10 protein-coding genes and 2 pseudogenes are annotated in these 15,666 nt (G+C 71.3%); 5 read left to right on the forward strand and 7 right to left on the reverse strand.

Features of this window, described 5'->3' with window-relative positions; all coding sequences use genetic code 11:
* From ACZ49J_RS38985 to glgB, 3 genes are all read left to right on the forward strand, one after another.
* On the forward strand, positions 1-249 hold a 249-nt coding region (locus ACZ49J_RS38985), incomplete at its 5' end, for an alpha-glucosidase C-terminal domain-containing protein (protein WP_468351841.1).
* A gap of 110 nt (positions 250-359) precedes the next feature.
* Complete coding sequence (locus ACZ49J_RS38990; RefSeq protein ID WP_467450649.1) at positions 360-1,811, forward strand: maltokinase N-terminal cap-like domain-containing protein; 1,452 nt, start codon at positions 360-362, stop codon at positions 1,809-1,811.
* 64 nt (positions 1,812-1,875) lie between these two features.
* A complete protein-coding gene (glgB, locus tag ACZ49J_RS38995) occupies positions 1,876-4,977 on the forward strand; it encodes a 1,4-alpha-glucan branching enzyme (RefSeq protein ID WP_467450652.1) in 3,102 nt (1,033 codons plus the stop codon).
* Between the two features lie 178 nt (positions 4,978-5,155).
* Here the strand turns inward: glgB and ACZ49J_RS39000 are convergent, their stop codons facing one another.
* The 7 genes and pseudogenes from ACZ49J_RS39000 to ACZ49J_RS39030 all read right to left on the reverse strand — a co-directional run bounded on the left by ACZ49J_RS39000 (position 5,156) and on the right by ACZ49J_RS39030 (position 12,967).
* Complete coding sequence (locus tag ACZ49J_RS39000) at positions 5,156-6,577, reverse strand: cytochrome P450 family protein (RefSeq protein ID WP_467450653.1); 1,422 nt, start codon at positions 6,575-6,577, stop codon at positions 5,156-5,158.
* Positions 6,578-6,736: 159 nt separating this feature from the next.
* Positions 6,737-9,034: a HelD family protein gene (locus ACZ49J_RS39005; RefSeq protein ID WP_467450969.1), complete on the reverse strand. Its 2,298-nt coding sequence runs from the start codon at positions 9,032-9,034 to the stop codon at positions 6,737-6,739.
* A 144-nt stretch (positions 9,035-9,178) separates the two neighbouring features.
* Positions 9,179-9,413 (reverse strand): annotated as a pseudogene (locus ACZ49J_RS39010) (thioredoxin family protein); the annotation flags it as partial.
* Between the two features lie 322 nt (positions 9,414-9,735).
* Positions 9,736-9,819, reverse strand: a pseudogene (locus ACZ49J_RS39015) (MerR family DNA-binding transcriptional regulator); the annotation flags it as partial.
* Between the two features lie 101 nt (positions 9,820-9,920).
* Positions 9,921-10,310 carry a RidA family protein gene (locus ACZ49J_RS39020; protein ID WP_467450970.1) on the reverse strand — a complete coding sequence of 130 codons (390 nt, stop codon included), beginning with the start codon at positions 10,308-10,310 and terminating at the stop codon, positions 9,921-9,923.
* 123 nt (positions 10,311-10,433) lie between these two features.
* Complete coding sequence (locus ACZ49J_RS39025) at positions 10,434-11,390, reverse strand: NAD(P)-dependent oxidoreductase (protein ID WP_467450654.1); 957 nt, start codon at positions 11,388-11,390, stop codon at positions 10,434-10,436.
* Between the two features lie 188 nt (positions 11,391-11,578).
* Positions 11,579-12,967: a cation:dicarboxylate symporter family transporter gene (locus tag ACZ49J_RS39030; RefSeq protein ID WP_467450656.1), complete on the reverse strand. Its 1,389-nt coding sequence runs from the start codon at positions 12,965-12,967 to the stop codon at positions 11,579-11,581.
* A gap of 303 nt (positions 12,968-13,270) precedes the next feature.
* Between ACZ49J_RS39030 and ACZ49J_RS39035 the strand changes: the two genes are divergently transcribed.
* The gene (locus ACZ49J_RS39035) at positions 13,271-14,974 is read left to right on the forward strand and encodes a sensor histidine kinase (RefSeq protein ID WP_467450659.1); all 1,704 of its coding nucleotides are present in this window, start codon (positions 13,271-13,273) and stop codon (positions 14,972-14,974) included.
* Positions 14,971-15,657 (forward strand): response regulator, encoded by a 687-nt coding sequence (locus tag ACZ49J_RS39040; protein ID WP_467450661.1) that lies wholly within the window; start codon positions 14,971-14,973, stop codon positions 15,655-15,657. The genes ACZ49J_RS39035 and ACZ49J_RS39040 overlap by 4 nt, the downstream gene beginning before the upstream one ends.
* The last annotated feature ends 9 nt before the right edge of the window (positions 15,658-15,666 follow it).

The following is a 15,666-nucleotide window of genomic DNA, read 5'->3' on the forward strand; positions in this document are numbered from 1 at the left end:
CCCGCCGTCCTCGCCTTCCTGCGCGAGGCCCCCCCGACGGAGGAGGGCGGGGACGACCTGGTGCTGTGCGTGCACAACTTCTCCCGCTTCGCGCAGCCCACCGAACTCGACCTGCGCGCCTTCGCCGGCCGCCACCCCGTCGAGCTCATCGGCGGAGTCCGTTTCCCCGCCATCGGGGAACTGCCGTACCTGCTCACTCTCGCGGGCCACGGCTTCTACTGGTTCCGGCTGCGCAAGGACGCCGCCTAGAAGCCCAGGGCGGGGCGGTTTCCACCGCCCCGCCCTGGGCACGCATCAGTAACACCCCGACTCCCCTGGTCCTCTGGTCATCCGGGTCACCGGGGAAAGGACGCGACGCCATGTCGGAAGCCACGTCGGCGACCACGTCGGCAGCAACGCCGGAGGCGGCCACGCACTCCGCGCACTCCGCCCGTACGACGAGTCCGGGCCTCCTTGCGTCTATGGAGCCACTGCTGCGGGAGTGGCTGCCACGGCAGCGGTGGTTCGCGGGCAAGGGCCGGCCGGTCACCGGGTTCACCCTGGTCTCGGCGACCGAACTGCTGCCCGTCAGTTCCAAGTTGGGACTGCTCCATCTGCTCGTACGGGCCCATCAGCCGCTCGTGCCCGTCCAGACCGCCGCGGCACACCCCGCCGACTGCTACCAGCTCCTGATCGGGGTGCGCGAGACCCTGCCGCCGCGGCTCGCGCCCGCGCTGATCGGGCACCTGGACGAGGGGCCGCTCGCGGGGCGCACGGTGTACGAGGCGCTGCACGACCCCCGGCCCGCCGAGGTGCTCCTGGAAGCGCTGCGCGCCCGGGCACGCGTGGGTGAGCTGCGGTTCGAACGGGACATGCGGCAGGAGATCCGAGCAGGGCTCGTGCCTCGCCTGGTGACGGCGGAGCAGTCCAACTCGTCCGTCGTGTATGGCGATACGTTCATTCTGAAGCTGCTGCGGCGGATCGTGCCCGGCACGAACCCGGACCTGGAGCTGCCGCTGATGCTCGCGCGCGAGGGGTGCCCACGGGTGCCGGCTCCGGCGGGCTGGCTGATGGCGGACCTCGCCTCCGCCGACGACTCGTACGTCCTCGGCGTGCTGCAGCCCTTCGTGCAGGGCGCGACCGACGGCTGGGAGCTGGCACTGCGGGAGCTCGCCAAGGGAGAGGACTTCGGCGCGGAGGCGCGGGCGCTGGGGCGCGCGACGGCCGAGGTGCACACGGCGCTGGCGCGGGCACTGCCGACGGTCACCGTCGGGCGGCCCCAGCTGGAGCTGCTCGTGGCCGGGATGACCGAGCGGCTGGAGGCGGCGGCACAGGCGGTTCCGGCGCTGCGGCCGTACGCACCGGAACTGCGCTCCGCCTTCGTGGCCCTGGCGGACCTGGCGGCCGAGGGCACCACCTGGACGGCCCAGCGCATCCACGGGGACCTGCACCTGGGCCAGTGCCTGCGGTCGCCCGGCGGAGAGTGGTCACTCATAGACTTCGAGGGCGAACCCTCCAAGTCGCTCACCGAGCGCCGCATGCCCCAGCCCATCGCACGGGACGTCGCGGGGATGCTGCGTTCCTTCGACTACGCGGCCCACTCGCAGCACCCCCCGGAGCCGCGCTGGGCGTCCCTGTGCCGGGCCGCGTACTGCGCCGGGTACGCGGAGGTCTCCGGGAGCGACCCGCGGACCGATCCCGTGCTGCTGCGCGCGTACGAGACGGACAAGGCGGTGTACGAGGTCGTCTACGAGGCCCGGCACCGCCCCGACTGGCTGCCGGTGCCGCTGGCCGCGATACGCCGGCTGGCGGCGAACGACGACACCCCCTGACGCTCCGACCTTTTCCCTTGCCCCACCCGTCCCCGTCTGTGCCTGTGCCGAGGAGGCCGTGCCCGTGACCCCCCGTCCCCCGTCCGACGACAGTACGAACCAGAACGGCGCCACCGAGAACGACTCCACAGCGGTGGTGAGGAAGACGACCGCGAAACAGGCAGGGGCGAAGAAGACGACGGCGACGAAGGCTGCCGCCAAGAAGACCACGGCTGCCGCCAAGAAGACCACGGCTGCGGCGAAGAAGACGGTGGCGGAGAAGGCGGTGGCCAGGAAGGCGGTGGCGAAGAAGAGCCCCGCGAAGACCGGGGCGAAGGTCACTGAGGGCTCGGACGCGGGCACGGGCACCGCCACGGGTCCGGTCGCGCAGGCGGGTGAGGGTACGGCCGCGAAGAAGACCCCGGCGAAGAAGACCGCGGCGAAGAAGACCGTCGCCAAGAAGACGGCTGCGAAGACTGCGAAGACGACGGCCGCGAAGACGACGGCGGCGAAGGTGACGGCGGCGAAGAAGACCACCGCCACGAAAGCCACCGCCAAGAAGGCCCCGGCCAAGAAGGCGACCAGCGGGAAGACCGCCGCCAAGAAGATCACCGCCGCGCAGGCCCCCGCCACACAGGCCCCGGCCGCACAAGTCCCCGCCACACAAGTCCCCGCCGCCCAGGCCGCCACCAAGAAGACGGCCGCCAAGAAGGCAACGGCCAAGAAGACCTCCGCGAAGAAAGCGGTGGCCAAGAAGGCCGCCGCCAAGAAGGCGGTGGCGGCGAAGAAGGTGGCCGAGGTCGTACCCAGGTCTTCCGAGCCGTCGGCCCCGGAGACCGCCACCGCCGAAGCCGTCGTACGCATCCCCGAGCCCACGAGCCCCGAACCACCGGCCACGGCCACGGCCACAACCGCGGACGTCCCCTCCATCCCTGAACCCCGCGCCGCGCAGGACCCCGGCCGGCCGGCCGCGCCGATCCCCGAGCAGTGGGTGCCGTTGTCGTCCGCGGTCGACGCCGAGGACCGGGAGCGGCTGCTCAACGGCACGCATCACCAGCCGCACGCGGTGCTCGGAGCGCACCCCGTGCCCGGAGGCGTGGTGTTCCGGGCGTTCCGGCCGTACGCGCTGGGGGTCACCGTCGTCACGGACGAGCTGAGGGCCGAACTGCACGACGACGGCGACGGGTTCTTCTCGGCCGTGCTGCCGCTGCGGGCCGTTCCGGAGTCGTACCGGCTGCTCATCACGTACGAGGGGACGGTGCAGGACACCGAGGACGCGTACCGTTTCCTGCCCGCGATCGGGGAGCTGGACCTGCACCTGATCGGCGAGGGGCGGCACGAGGAGCTGTGGAAGGCGCTGGGCGCGCAGCCGATGGTGCACCAGGGCGTGACCGGCACCCGCTTCACCGTGTGGGCGCCCAACGCGCGCGGTGTGCGCCTGGCCGGCACCTTCAACTTCTGGGACGGGACGGGCTACCCGATGCGCTCGCTGGGCTCCTCGGGGATCTGGGAGCTGTTCGTGCCGTCGATCGGCGAGGGTGAGCTGTACAAGTTCGAGATCACCCGGCCGGACGGGACGAAGAGCCTGCGCGCGGACCCGCTGGCCCGCCGTACGCAGGCCCCGCCGGAGACGTCCTCCGTCGTGCACGCGTCCCACTACGAGTGGGGTGACGCGGAGTGGATGACGCGCCGGGCCGACCGCCCGGCCCACGAGGCGCCGTTCTCGGTGTACGAGGTTCATCTGCCGTCATGGCGCCCGGGTCTGACGTATCGTCAGCTCGCGGAGCAGCTGCCCGCGTACGTGCGGGACCTCGGCTTCACCCATGTGGAGTTGCTGCCGATCTCCGAGCACCCGTTCGGCGGTTCGTGGGGCTACCAGGTCACCGGGTTCTACGCGCCCACGGCCCGGCTCGGCACCCCGGACGACTTCAAGTACCTCGTCGACCGGCTCCACCAGGCCGGCATCGGCGTTCTGATGGACTGGGTTCCGGCGCACTTCCCGCGGGACGACTGGGCGCTCGCGGAGTTCGACGGGCTTCCGCTGTACGAGCACGAGGACCCGCGCCGGGCCGCGCACCCGGACTGGGGAACGCTGGAGTTCGACTACGGGCGCCGGGAGGTGCGGAACTTCCTGGTGGCCAACGCGGTGTACTGGTGCGAGGAGTTCCACATCGACGGCCTGCGCGTCGACGCCGTCGCCTCGATGCTGTACCTCGACTACTCGCGCGAGCCGGGCCAGTGGACACCGAACGAGCACGGCGGGCGCGAGAACCTGGACGCGGTGTCGTTCCTGCAGGAGATGAACGCGACGGTGTACCGGCGCGCGCCCGGCGTGGTGACGATCGCCGAGGAGTCCACGGCCTGGGACGGCGTCACGCGCGCCACGCACCACATGGGTCCCGGTGGCTTCGGCGGCCTCGGTTTCGGGCTGAAGTGGAACATGGGGTGGATGCACGACTCGCTCGGCTACATGGCCAAGGACCCGGTGCACCGCAAGCACCACCACAACGAGATGACGTTCTCGATGGTGTACGCCTACAGCGAGAACTACGTGCTGCCGATCTCCCACGACGAGGTCGTCCACGGCAAGGGCTCACTGGTGTCGAAGATGCCGGGCGACTGGTGGCAGCGGCGCGCCAACCACCGGGCCTATCTGGGCTTCATGTGGGCCCACCCCGGCAAGCAGCTCCTCTTCATGGGACAGGAGTTCGCCCAGGGGGCCGAGTGGTCGGAGGAGCACGGGCCCGACTGGTGGCTGCTGGACCCGGCGTACGGGGCGGAGGCCGACCACCGCGGGGTACGGGACCTGGTGCGTGACCTCAACTCCGTCTACCGCGAGGTTCCGGCCCTGTGGGAGCGGGACACCGACTCCTCGGGGTTCGCCTGGGTGGCGGGGGACGCGGCGGAGGACAACGTGTTCGCGTTCCTGCGGTTCGCGGCGGACGGCTCACCGCTGCTGGCGGTGTCCAACTTCGCGCCGGTGGTGCGGAGCGAGTACCGGCTGGGGGTGCCTGACGATGTGCCGGCGTGGCATGAGGTGCTGAACACGGATGCGGAGGTGTACGGGGGCAGTGGCGTCGGCAATCCGCATCCCGTCAAGCCGGAGCCGCAGCCGTGTCATGGGCGGCCGGCCTCGATCGGGCTGACGCTGCCGCCGCTCGCCACGGTCTGGCTCCGCCCGGCGTAGGGTTTCCCGCCCCCGCCGCCCCTACCCGTCCCATCCCGGGGGCTCCGCCCCCAGACCCCCGGGGAGGGCGGCTGGGGTGGCGGGGCGTGTGCGGGTGGGTGAGGGCTGATCGCGCAGTTCCCCGCGCCCCTGAAAACCTCGGCCCCCGGCGGAGAAACACAGCACCCCCCGCCGCACCTCAGTGCGCCTTGCGCGCCCCGGACATCAGCCGCCTCAGCGCCGCCAGCAACCCGCTCGCAGGGCGGTCGGTCCCGTGCCCCGCCGCCGGCACCGGCTCCTCGCCCCGCCGTGGAGCCGGAATCGGGCGCAGGGCGGAACTCCGGTCGCTCAGCTCGTAACGGACGGGGAGCAGACGAAGCCCCCGCACCACCGGCCCGGAGCGCCAGGGCAACTGGTCCGGCGGGAGGGTCAGCTCCGCCTTCGTGAAGTGGTCGAAGACGCGCCCCACCGCCGTGGACACGATCATGCTCGCCAGCTCACGGGCCGCACTGGGGCACTGGTGCGGCCCCGCCCCCCACGCGAGGTGCGCCCGCGTACTGATCGTGGAGTCGACGATGTGGGACGTACCGATCGCCAGCAGGTCGTGGTGTGCGGCGGCGACCGAGGGGGACACGATGTCCCCGGCCCGCACCCAGTAGTTCCCCAGCCGTACGTCACGCGCCGCGAACCGGAAACACATGTTGGCCACGGGCGGACTGACCAGCGCCGCCCGGTTGACCGTCTCACCGATCAGGCCGGCCGACAGGCTGCGCCGCACCGTGGCGTTGCCCCGCAGCACCTCCAGCAGCGTGTTGCAGACCATGTTGCCGGTGATGTCGTTCAGGTAGACGGCGTTCATGAACAGCTCCCGGCCCAGTTGCTCGTCCGAGAGCGTGGGGTCGGACAGGAGCATGTAGGAGGTCAGGTCGTCGCCGGGCACCGCGCGCCGGTGCGCGGCGAGCCGTGTCATCGCGGCCGACGCCCGCGCGGTCGCCGGGCCGGCGTCGGGCCCGCCGTCGAGCATCCGCCAGAGGTCCATGACCATTTCGTCGCCGAGTTCGACGGGGCAGCCGAACAGCTTCGTGGTGACCATGAGCAGCAGCGGCCGCGTGTACTGCGCCGCCAGGTCCGCGAAGCCCGTGGTCCCGGACTCCGCGGCCAGCAGGGCGATGAGCTCGTCCGCGTACCGTGCGACGGCCGCCCGCATCTCCCAGCCCACCGGCGTGTGGCCGTCCTGGAAGGGCCGCATCGCCGAGTGGTAGGTCCCCCGCGCGGCCCGGTGTTCGTCGTCGTCGAAGAACATCATCTGCCGCACCTCGTAGCCCGCGAGGAGCGGCCAGTCCTTGGGCAGCCGCCCCTCGGCGCGCGCCCTCCAGTGCCGTACGTCCCGCCGCCAGAGGCTCTCGCCGCGCAGCACCTCCAGGACCTCGCGGTAGTCGAGGACCAGCCACACCGGCACACCCATCAGCCCCACCGGCGCCACCGGGCCGTGCGTACGCCGCAGCCGCTCGTACACACTGCCCGGATCCGCGTCGAACTCCGAGGTCAGCAGCGGCTCCACGGGCAGCGACTCAAGCCTGGGGCTGCCGGCGGGGGCGGCGGCGAACGCATGAGATTCCATGACGACCACGCATACCGTATGACACGCTCACGTGCAGTGACGACGGCATGAACTGTTACGGCTTGGTGATCCCTGTGGTGGATGTGGTGATTCCGGCTCCTTTGCTTCCCCTCACCTCCGCCACCGGATAGCCCGGACAGACCGGATCCACCGGACACGTCACTCCGCGCCCGCCGCCGCCAGCGCCTGCGGCACCTTCCCCTCGTGTACGACACCCAGCGTCTGCGTCGCGCGGGTCAGCGCCACGTACAGGTCGCTCGTGCCGAACCGGCCGGGCTCCACGACCAGCACCGAGTCGAACTCCAGCCCCTTGGCCTGCCGGGAGTCGAGCAGCACGACCGTCCGCGTCAGGTCCGGTTCCCCGCCCGCCGTGACGCCGTCGAGCCGTGCGGCGAGCGCCCGGTGCAGGTCGCGCGGCGCGATCACCGCGAGGCGCCCCTCGGCGGGGGTGAGTTCGGCGACCGCCTTGGCCACCTCGCCGGGCAGATCGCCCAGGGCCCGGCGCACCCAGGGACGTACGCCCGTGGAGCGGACCGAACTCGGCGGCTCGAAGTCCGGGTTCTCGGCCCGTACGACGTTCGCCGCGAGCTCCATGATCTCGGCGGGCGTACGGTAGTTGACGCCGAGGCGGGTGTGCTCCCAGCGGTCCTCGACGTACGGCTGGAGGATGCCGGCCCAGGAGCCGACACCCGCTTCCTCGGCCGTCTGCGCGGGGTCGCCGACCAGGGTCATCGAGCGGGTCGGCGAGCGCCGCATCAGCAGCCGCCACGCCATGGGCGACAGCTCCTGCGCCTCGTCGACGATGATGTGCCCGAACGCCCAGGTGCGGTCGGCCGCGGCACGCTCGGCGGCGCTGCGGTGGTCGTCCTCCTCCTGCCGTTCGGCGAACCGCTCGGCGTCGATGATGTCGTGCGCGGACAGCACCTCGGAGCTGTCGGGGTCACCGTCCTCCTTGTCCTCGAACTCGTACGTCCGGGACGCGTACGACACGTCCAGCACGCCCTGCGCGTACGCGATCTGCTGCTCCCGCTCGCGCTCGGCGACCGCCCGGGCCATCCTGTCGTCCACGCCGAGGAGTTCGGCCGCCTCGTCGAGCAGCGGTACGTCCGCCACGGTCCACGCGCGCGTCACCGGGCGGCGGACGGCGGCGGCGTCCTCGTCGGACAGGTAGCCCTCGGGGGCGGCGAGGAAGTCGGCGACGAGGCGCTGCGGGGTGATCCGGGGCCACAACTGGTCGATGGCCGACCAGACCTCGGGGTTCTCGGCGAGTTCGTCGCGGATCTGGGTGATGTCGCTGGGGTCGAGCAGGTTGGAGCCGTCGTAGGGGTCCGTGCCGATGCGGTTGGCGACCATGTCGGTGAGCGTGTTGAGGATGTGGCCCTCGAAGTGCTCGCGCGCCACGTTGTGCGGGAGCCTCGCCTCGCGGGTGTGCTCACGGGCGACCCGTACGAGGTCGTCGTCGAGCATGAGGATCTCCCGGTCGTGCTCGATGGCGATCACCGGGTCGGGGAGGGCCTGCCGGTCGCGTACGACGGCGGCGAGGACGTCGGCCATGTCGGCGCGGCCCTTGACGCGGGCGGCGTCCGGGGTGTCCTTGGCGGTGGCCTTCACGCCGGGGAACAGTTCGCCGACCGTCGCGAGGAGCACACCGGTCTCGCCGAGGGAGGGCAGTACCTCGCCGATGTAGCCGAGGAAGGCGGGGTTGGGGCCGACGATCAGGACGGCGCGCTTGGCGAGCAGCTCGCGGTGCTCGTAGAGGAGATAGGCCGCCCGGTGCAGCGCGACGGCGGTCTTGCCGGTGCCCGGGCCGCCCTCCACGACCAGCACGCCCCGGTGGGGCGCCCGGATGATGCGGTCCTGGTCGGCCTGGATGGTCTGCACGATGTCGTGCATGCGGCCGGTGCGGGCCGCGTCGAGCGCGGCGAGCAGGACGGCGTCGCCCGTGGGGTCCTCGTGGCCGGTGCGGGTGCGGTCGCCGAGGTCGAGGATCTCGTCGTGCAGAGCGGTGACGTCGCGGCCCTCGGTGGTGATGTGGCGGCGGCGGCGCAGCCCCATGGGGGTGTGACCGGTGGCGAGGTAGAAGGGCCGGGCGACGTCGGCCCGCCAGTCGATGAGGATGGGCGTGAGGTCGGCGTCGTCGGCGCGGATACCGATACGGCCGATGTGGTGGCTGACGCCGGAGGTCAGGTCGATCCGGCCGAAACAGAGCGAGCCGTCCACGGCGTTCAGCGCGGCGAGCAGCCCGGAGCGTTCGGCGACGAGGATGTCCCGCTCCAGCCGCGCCTGCATGGGCGTGTGCCCCTGCGCGAGCGCGTCCGAGACGGAGACCTCGGCGTCCCCGCGCAGGGCGTCCACGCGCGCGTACAGTCCGTCGATGAATTCCTGCTCACGCCGCAATTCATCGTCGGAGAATTCTTTGTGCGAGCCCCTGTTTGACAATTCCGCTCCCGCCCGGATATACTCTGCTTCAGTTGAACTTCTTCGCGGCCATTTCCCTGAAGTCGCGAACCACTGAATATACGCAGAGAAATCCCCCGAGCGCAATTACTCGGGGGATTTCTTCGTACGGGGTCAGGGGCACCGCGTGGTGCCGCGTCAGGATCACAGCACCTCTGCCAGCTCCTCCAGCAGCCGCCGCCTGGACCGGGCGCCCACCATCGCCTTCACGGGCTCGCCGTCGCGGAAGACCATGAACGTCGGCATCGACAGCACCTTGTAGGCGTTCGTGGTCGCCGGACTGGTGTCGACGTCCAACTGGACCACCTTCAGCCGCTCGCCCTCCTCCGCGGCGAGGAGAGCGAGGACCAGCCGCATTTACTGGACACCAGTCAGCCGTCACCTTCTCAGCCGTGAGTGGCCCCAGCCTGCGGCTCGGCCTCTCACACCTCGTCGCGCTCCCGACTGCCCCCTACGACAGGGCGGTAACGGGTCGCATCCACCTGCGCCGAGGTTCGGGCACAGGTGCGGGTGCGGTGACAAGCACCCACGTCGGACAGCGTCCGACGACGACAGCTCGGTCGACGCCACGTACAACCGTATCCTCGGCAACCGCCGGTTCGTGCCTTCCAGGGCTCACGGGCTGACTCGACAACGCTAGCTCCGCCAAGCTCCGTCGACCCCCTCGGTCAGCATCATCAGCGACTCCAGAGACACCAGTTCGCATCGGTCAGCCCCAACGATTCGTAATACCGCACCGCCCTCGCGGTCGTCCCGCCCCGCGCCGCCAGCTCGCCGATTCGCATGGGCCGACCGTATGCCTTGACGTCGGCGTCAAGGCAACGGCGCCCGGGCTGGCCGGACCACCACCGGATCGCCAGGGGATCGCCAGGGGATCACCAGGGGATCACCAGGGCACGATGGCGAGGGCCTCCACCTCCAGCAGCAGTTCCGGCCGGAAGAGAGCGGCCACCTGTACGGCCGTGCTGGCCGGCGGACGCGCGGTGTCGATATGGGCGTCGCGGGCGGCCCGTACCTCCGGCAGGATGGCGACGTCGGTGACGTAGTAGGTCAACTTGGCGACGTCGGCGAATGTCGCGCCGCCCGCCGCAAGGCAACGCCGCAGATTCTCGAAGACCTGGCGGGCCTGGGCGGCGGCGTCGCCCTCCCCGACCACGTCGCCCTTCTCGTCCAGGGCGACCTGACCGGAGATGACGACCAGTCGGCCTTCTCCCACCACCACATGGCTGTACCCGTTGCCCGGGGCGACTCCGTCGGGCGGGATGTGGGTCAGCATGCTCTCTTCCGGCTCTTCCCGCTCTTCCCGCTCTTCCGACACTGACTGCTCCCTCGGCTCTCCCGACACTTCCGGCGCGTCAAGCGTGGGCCGAACCGCAGGGCGGGTCAAAGGATTTGCGGATCACCGGCCGCGTACGGCCTCGACCGTGCTCGCCCAGCCGTCGGCCGCGTGGCCGCGGGCGAGCGCGCGGTCGGTGATGTCCTTGACCGCGCGGAGGACGCCGACGTCCAGGCCGCGCTGTTCGGCGGCCTCCAGGACGTGGCCGGCCCCCGCGGCCATCATGGCGAGGGGTGCGTCCTCGCCCGGGTAGGAGCCCGCGTCGATGTGCTCGGCGGTGTAGGCGGCGATGGGCGGCATGATGGCGGTGATCGTGTCCAGATAGGGGGCGAGGTCCTTCGCGCGGACGCCCTCGGTGCCGGCGAGCGCGAAGGCGTGCACCAGTCCGGACATGCCCGCGTAGAAGTAGTCGAGCAGGGCGAGGTCGTACACGGCGGCGAGGCCGTGGTCCTCCCCGAGGTGCGTGGGCCGGCCGCCGAGCGCCCGCAGAGCCGCCTCGTACTTGTCGTACGCCGCCCGTGGACCGCTGTAGAAGACGAGCGCCTCGGGCTGCCCGATCGTCGTGACCGGAACCATGATCGCGCCGTCCAGGTAGTCGATGCCGCGCCCGGCGGCCCAGGCCGCGGCGGTGCGGGAGCGCTCAGGGGTGTCGGAGGTGAGGTTGACCAGGACGCGGCCGGGCAGTTCGTCGGCGGCGCCGTCGAGGACGGCCTGCGCGGCGCCGTGGTCGACCACGCACACCACGACCAGCTCGGCCGCGCGGACCGCCTCGGCGACGGTCCCGGCCGGGACGGCGCCCTGCGCGACCAGTTCGCCGGCCTTGCCGGGCGAACGGTTCCAGACGGTCGTGGGGTGCCCGCCCCGCAGGAACGCGGCGGCGAGGGCCTTGCCCATGGCGCCGAGACCGAGGACGGCGACGGAGGCCTTCTCGGCGGAGGCCTTCCCGACGGAGGGCTTCTCAACAGAGGGCTTCTCGACAGAGGCCTTCTCAACAGGATTGTTCGCAACGTCGTTTCGCATGATGACCATGCTTGACGCAGGGACAACTCCCCACAAGTACCGACTAATTTGTCAGCTACTCACCGAAAGGTAAGCGACCGGGGACAGCGAACGACCGAGCGGCCGGATCTACGGGGGAGGATCCGACCGCTCGGGGTTTGTGGGGGGTGGCGCCCCGTAGAGGGGCGCCCCGTAAGGGGGCGGCGCGCCTACGCCTTCGCCAGTTCCTTCTCGCCGCCCTGCTCCGCCTCCGAGCCCGAGTCTGCGTCCGTCCCGGCCTCGGCATCGTCGTCCAGGAGCGTCTTCTCGTCGAACGGCAGCTGCCCCGCGAGGACCTGCTCCACCCGCTCCTTGTCGATCTCCTTCGTCCACGTACCGATCAGGACCGTGGCGACCGCGTTGCCGGCGAAGTTGGTCAGCGCGCGGGCCTCGCTCATGAAGCGGTCGATACCGACGATGAGGCCAATGCCGTCCACGAGCGCGGGCTTGTGGGACTGCAGGCCACCCGCGAGGGTGGCGAGGCCCGCACCCGTCACACCGGCCGCGCCCTTCGAGGCGACCAGCAGGAAGAGCAGCAGCGGGATCTGCTCGCCGATCGACATCGGCGTACCCATGGCGTCGGCGATGAACAGGGACGCCATGGTCATGTAGATCATGGTGCCGTCGAGGTTGAAGGAGTAGCCGGTCGGGACGGTGATGCCGACCACCGGCTTGCTGACGCCCATGTGCTCCATCTTCGCGATGAGCCGCGGCAGCGCGGACTCGGAGGAGGAGGTGGACAGGATCAGCAGGAACTCACGGCCCAGGTACTTGAAGAGCGTGAGGATGTTGAGGCCGGCGACGATCCGCAGCAGCGCGGCGAGCACGATGAAGACGAACAGGAAGCAGGTGACGTAGAAGCCGAGCATCAGCACGGCGAGGCTCTTGAGGGCGTCCAGACCGGCGGAACCGGTGACGGCGGCGATGGCACCGAAGGCACCGATCGGGGCCGCCCACATCACCATGGCGAGGATGCGGAAGACGAGCCGCTGGATGTGCTCGACACCGCGCAGGATCGGCGCTCCGGCCGGGCCCATGGCCTGCAGGGCGAATCCGGCGAGCAGGGCGACGACCAGCGTCTGCAGTACCTCACCCGTGGTGAACGCGGAGACGATCGTGGTCGGGATGATGCCGAGCAGGAACTCCTCGGTGTTCTTGGCCTCCGTGACCTGTGCCTGACCGGTCTCCTTGACCGCCTCGGTCACCGCCAGGCCCGTACCGGGCTCCAGGATGTTCCCGACGACCAGGCCGATACCGAGGGCGACCAGCGACATCGCCGTGAAGTAGCCGAGCGCGATACCGCCGACGGCGCCGACCTTGGCGGCCTTCCGTACGGAACCGATGCCCAGGACGATCGTGCAGAAGATGATCGGCGAGATCATCATCTTGATGAGGTTGACGAAGCCGGTGCCGATGGGCTTCAGCTCGACCGCGAAGTCGGGGGCGATGAGGCCTACGGCGATGCCGAGGGCCACGGCCACGATCACGGCGATGTACAGGTAGTGCGTGCGGTCCCGCTTGGCGGGAGCGGTAGGTGCCGTATGGGTGGTGCTGGCCACGGCTGCCCTCCTCGTCGACGACGTCGTCGGCTCTTCCGGCGTGCGGCTCACGTCCGGGGGATGTGCGGGGAAACGGGCTCCCTGGGTGGGAGACCGCCCCCGGGGGTCGTGGGAGTGGGGGTTCCCAGGGGGTGGGAGTCATGCTCCCTGCGGCTCGGGAGTGCGGGTCCCGGGTCGGGAGTCGTGCTCCCTCGCGACGGGCTGTTCGCTCCATCGCACTTGGGTGACTATCTCCCGCCCTGTGAGGGCGGTCACCCTTCCGTTCATTTAGTTCACGCTTATACGTGGATGCAGACTGTTCGCATGCGCTTCCCCCGCGCCGCCCGCGCCCCCCGCTACCTGCGGCCCCGCAGCCTGGCCGGCCAGCTCTTCGCCGTCCAGGCGGTGCTGCTGGCGGTCGTGGTCGCCGGGTACGCGCTGTTCACGTACGTCAGCGACCGCGCCCAGGCCGAGGAGGCGGCGGGCCGCCAGGCGAGGGCCGTGGCCCGCGCCGTCGCCGACTCCCCCTCGGTGCGCGAGGCCATCCACACGCAGCGCCCCACGAAGACGCTCCAGCCGTACGCGCTGAAGGTGCAGCGCGACACCGAGGTCGACTTCATCACGATCATGGACCCCGACGGCATCCGCTGGACCCATCCCGACCCGAAGCAGATCGGCAAGCACTTCCGCGGCCACATCGACCGGGCGCTGAAGGGCGAGACCTTCACCGAGACGTACACGGGAACCCTCGGTGCGTCCATGCGCGCGGTGACGCCCATCGAGGAGAACGGCCGGATCATCGGCCTGGTCAGCGCGGGCATAAGGATCGAGGCGATCAGCGCCCGCGTCCAGGACCAGCTGACCGCGCTGATCGGCGTCGCGGCGGGCGCCCTGGCCCTGGGCGGCCTCGGCACGTACGTGGTCAACGCCCGGCTGCGCCGCCACACCCATGGCATGAACGCCGCCGAGCTCAGCAACATGCACGACTACCACCAGGCCGCGCTGCACGCCGTACGCGAGGGCCTGCTGATGCTGGACGGGCAGTACCGTGTCGCGCTGATCAACGACGGCGCGCAGGAGCTGCTCGGCGTGAGCGAGGAGGTGGTCGGCCGCTCGGTCGCCGACCTGGGACTGCCGGCCCCGCTCACGGGTGCCCTGCTGGCGTCCGAGCCACGGGTGGACGAGGTGCACCTGACGGCCACCCGCGTGCTGGTCGTGAACACCTCCCCCGTCTCCGGCGGCCAGCGCCGCGGCACCGTCGTGACGCTGCGTGACGTGACGGAGCTTCAGTCGCTGATGGGCGAGCTGGACTCGGAGCGGGGCTTCACGCAGGCCCTGCGCTCCCAGGCGCACGAGGCCGCGAACCGCCTCCACACGGTCGTCTCCCTGATCGAGCTCGGGCGCGCGGACGAGGCGGTCGACTTCGCGACGGCGGAACTGGAACTGGCCCAGGCCCTCACCGACCAGGTGGTCGCGGCGGTCAGCGAGCCTGTCCTGGCGGCCCTGCTCCTGGGCAAGGCGGCCCAGGCCAACGAGCGGGGCGTGGAGCTGGTGGTCTCCGAGGACAGCCGCATCGACGACGGCCTCCTCCCGGAGTCGCTCTCCGCCCGCGACCTGGTCACCGTCCTCGGCAACCTGATCGACAACGCGGTGGACGCGGCGCAGGGGACGGTGGGGGCCAGGGTGGCGGTGACGGCGTACACAACGGACTCCGCCACGGGGGCCGAGCTCCTGCTCCGGGTCGCCGACACGGGCGCGGGCGTGGACCCGGCCCACGCGGAGGCCGTGTTCGAGCGGGGCTTCTCGACGAAGCCGGCGGGCCCGGGCGGCCGCGGCCTCGGTCTCGCCCTGGTCCGGCAGACCGTACGCCGCCACGAGGGCACCCTCACGGTCAGGGAGGCCGACGAGGGCGGGGCGGAGTTCGAGGTCAGGCTGCCGTTGCCTACGGTGGGGTCCGCCCGGCCCGGCGCGGCGACGGAGACCGCGCGGTCCGCCGCGCACAGAGCCGTGCCTGGAGGCCACGTATGACGACCGAACCCATCCGCGTCCTCGTCGTCGAGGACGACCCCGTGGCCGCCGACGCGCACGTCATGTACGTCGGCCGGGTCCCCGGCTTCGTCGCGGTCGGCAAGGCGCACACCGGTGCGGAGGCGCGCCGCGCGCTGGACCGCACGCCCGTGGACCTGCTCCTGCTGGACCTCCATCTCCCGGACGTGCACGGCCTGCAGCTCGCCCGCACGCTGCGTGCCGCCGGCTACCACGCGGACGTGATAGCGGTGACGTCGGCCCGTGACCTGACGGTCGTGCGGGAAGGGGTGTCGCTGGGCGTGGTGCAGTACGTCCTCAAGCCCTTCACCTTCGCCACGCTGCGCGACCGTCTCATCCGTTACGCCGAGTTCCACGCGGCGGCGGGCGAGGCGAGCGGCCAGGACGAGGTGGACAGAGCCCTCGCCACCCTCCGGGCCCCGGGCCCCGCCGCCCTGCCCAAAGGACTGAGCGCCCCCACCCTGGAGCGCGTCACCGTGGCCCTCCGCGACTGCGCCGACGGCATGACCGCGGCCGGCATCGCGGAGACCGTCGGCATCTCGCGCATCACGGCCCGCCGTTACCTGGAGCACCTGGTGGAGGCGGGCCGGGCCGCTCGGAGCCCGCAGTACGGGACGGTGGGGAGACCGGAGCTGCAGTACCGGTGGGTGAAGGGTCAGCCTTAGCCACGTCGG

The organism is Streptomyces sp. NPDC030840 (assembly GCF_055572015.1).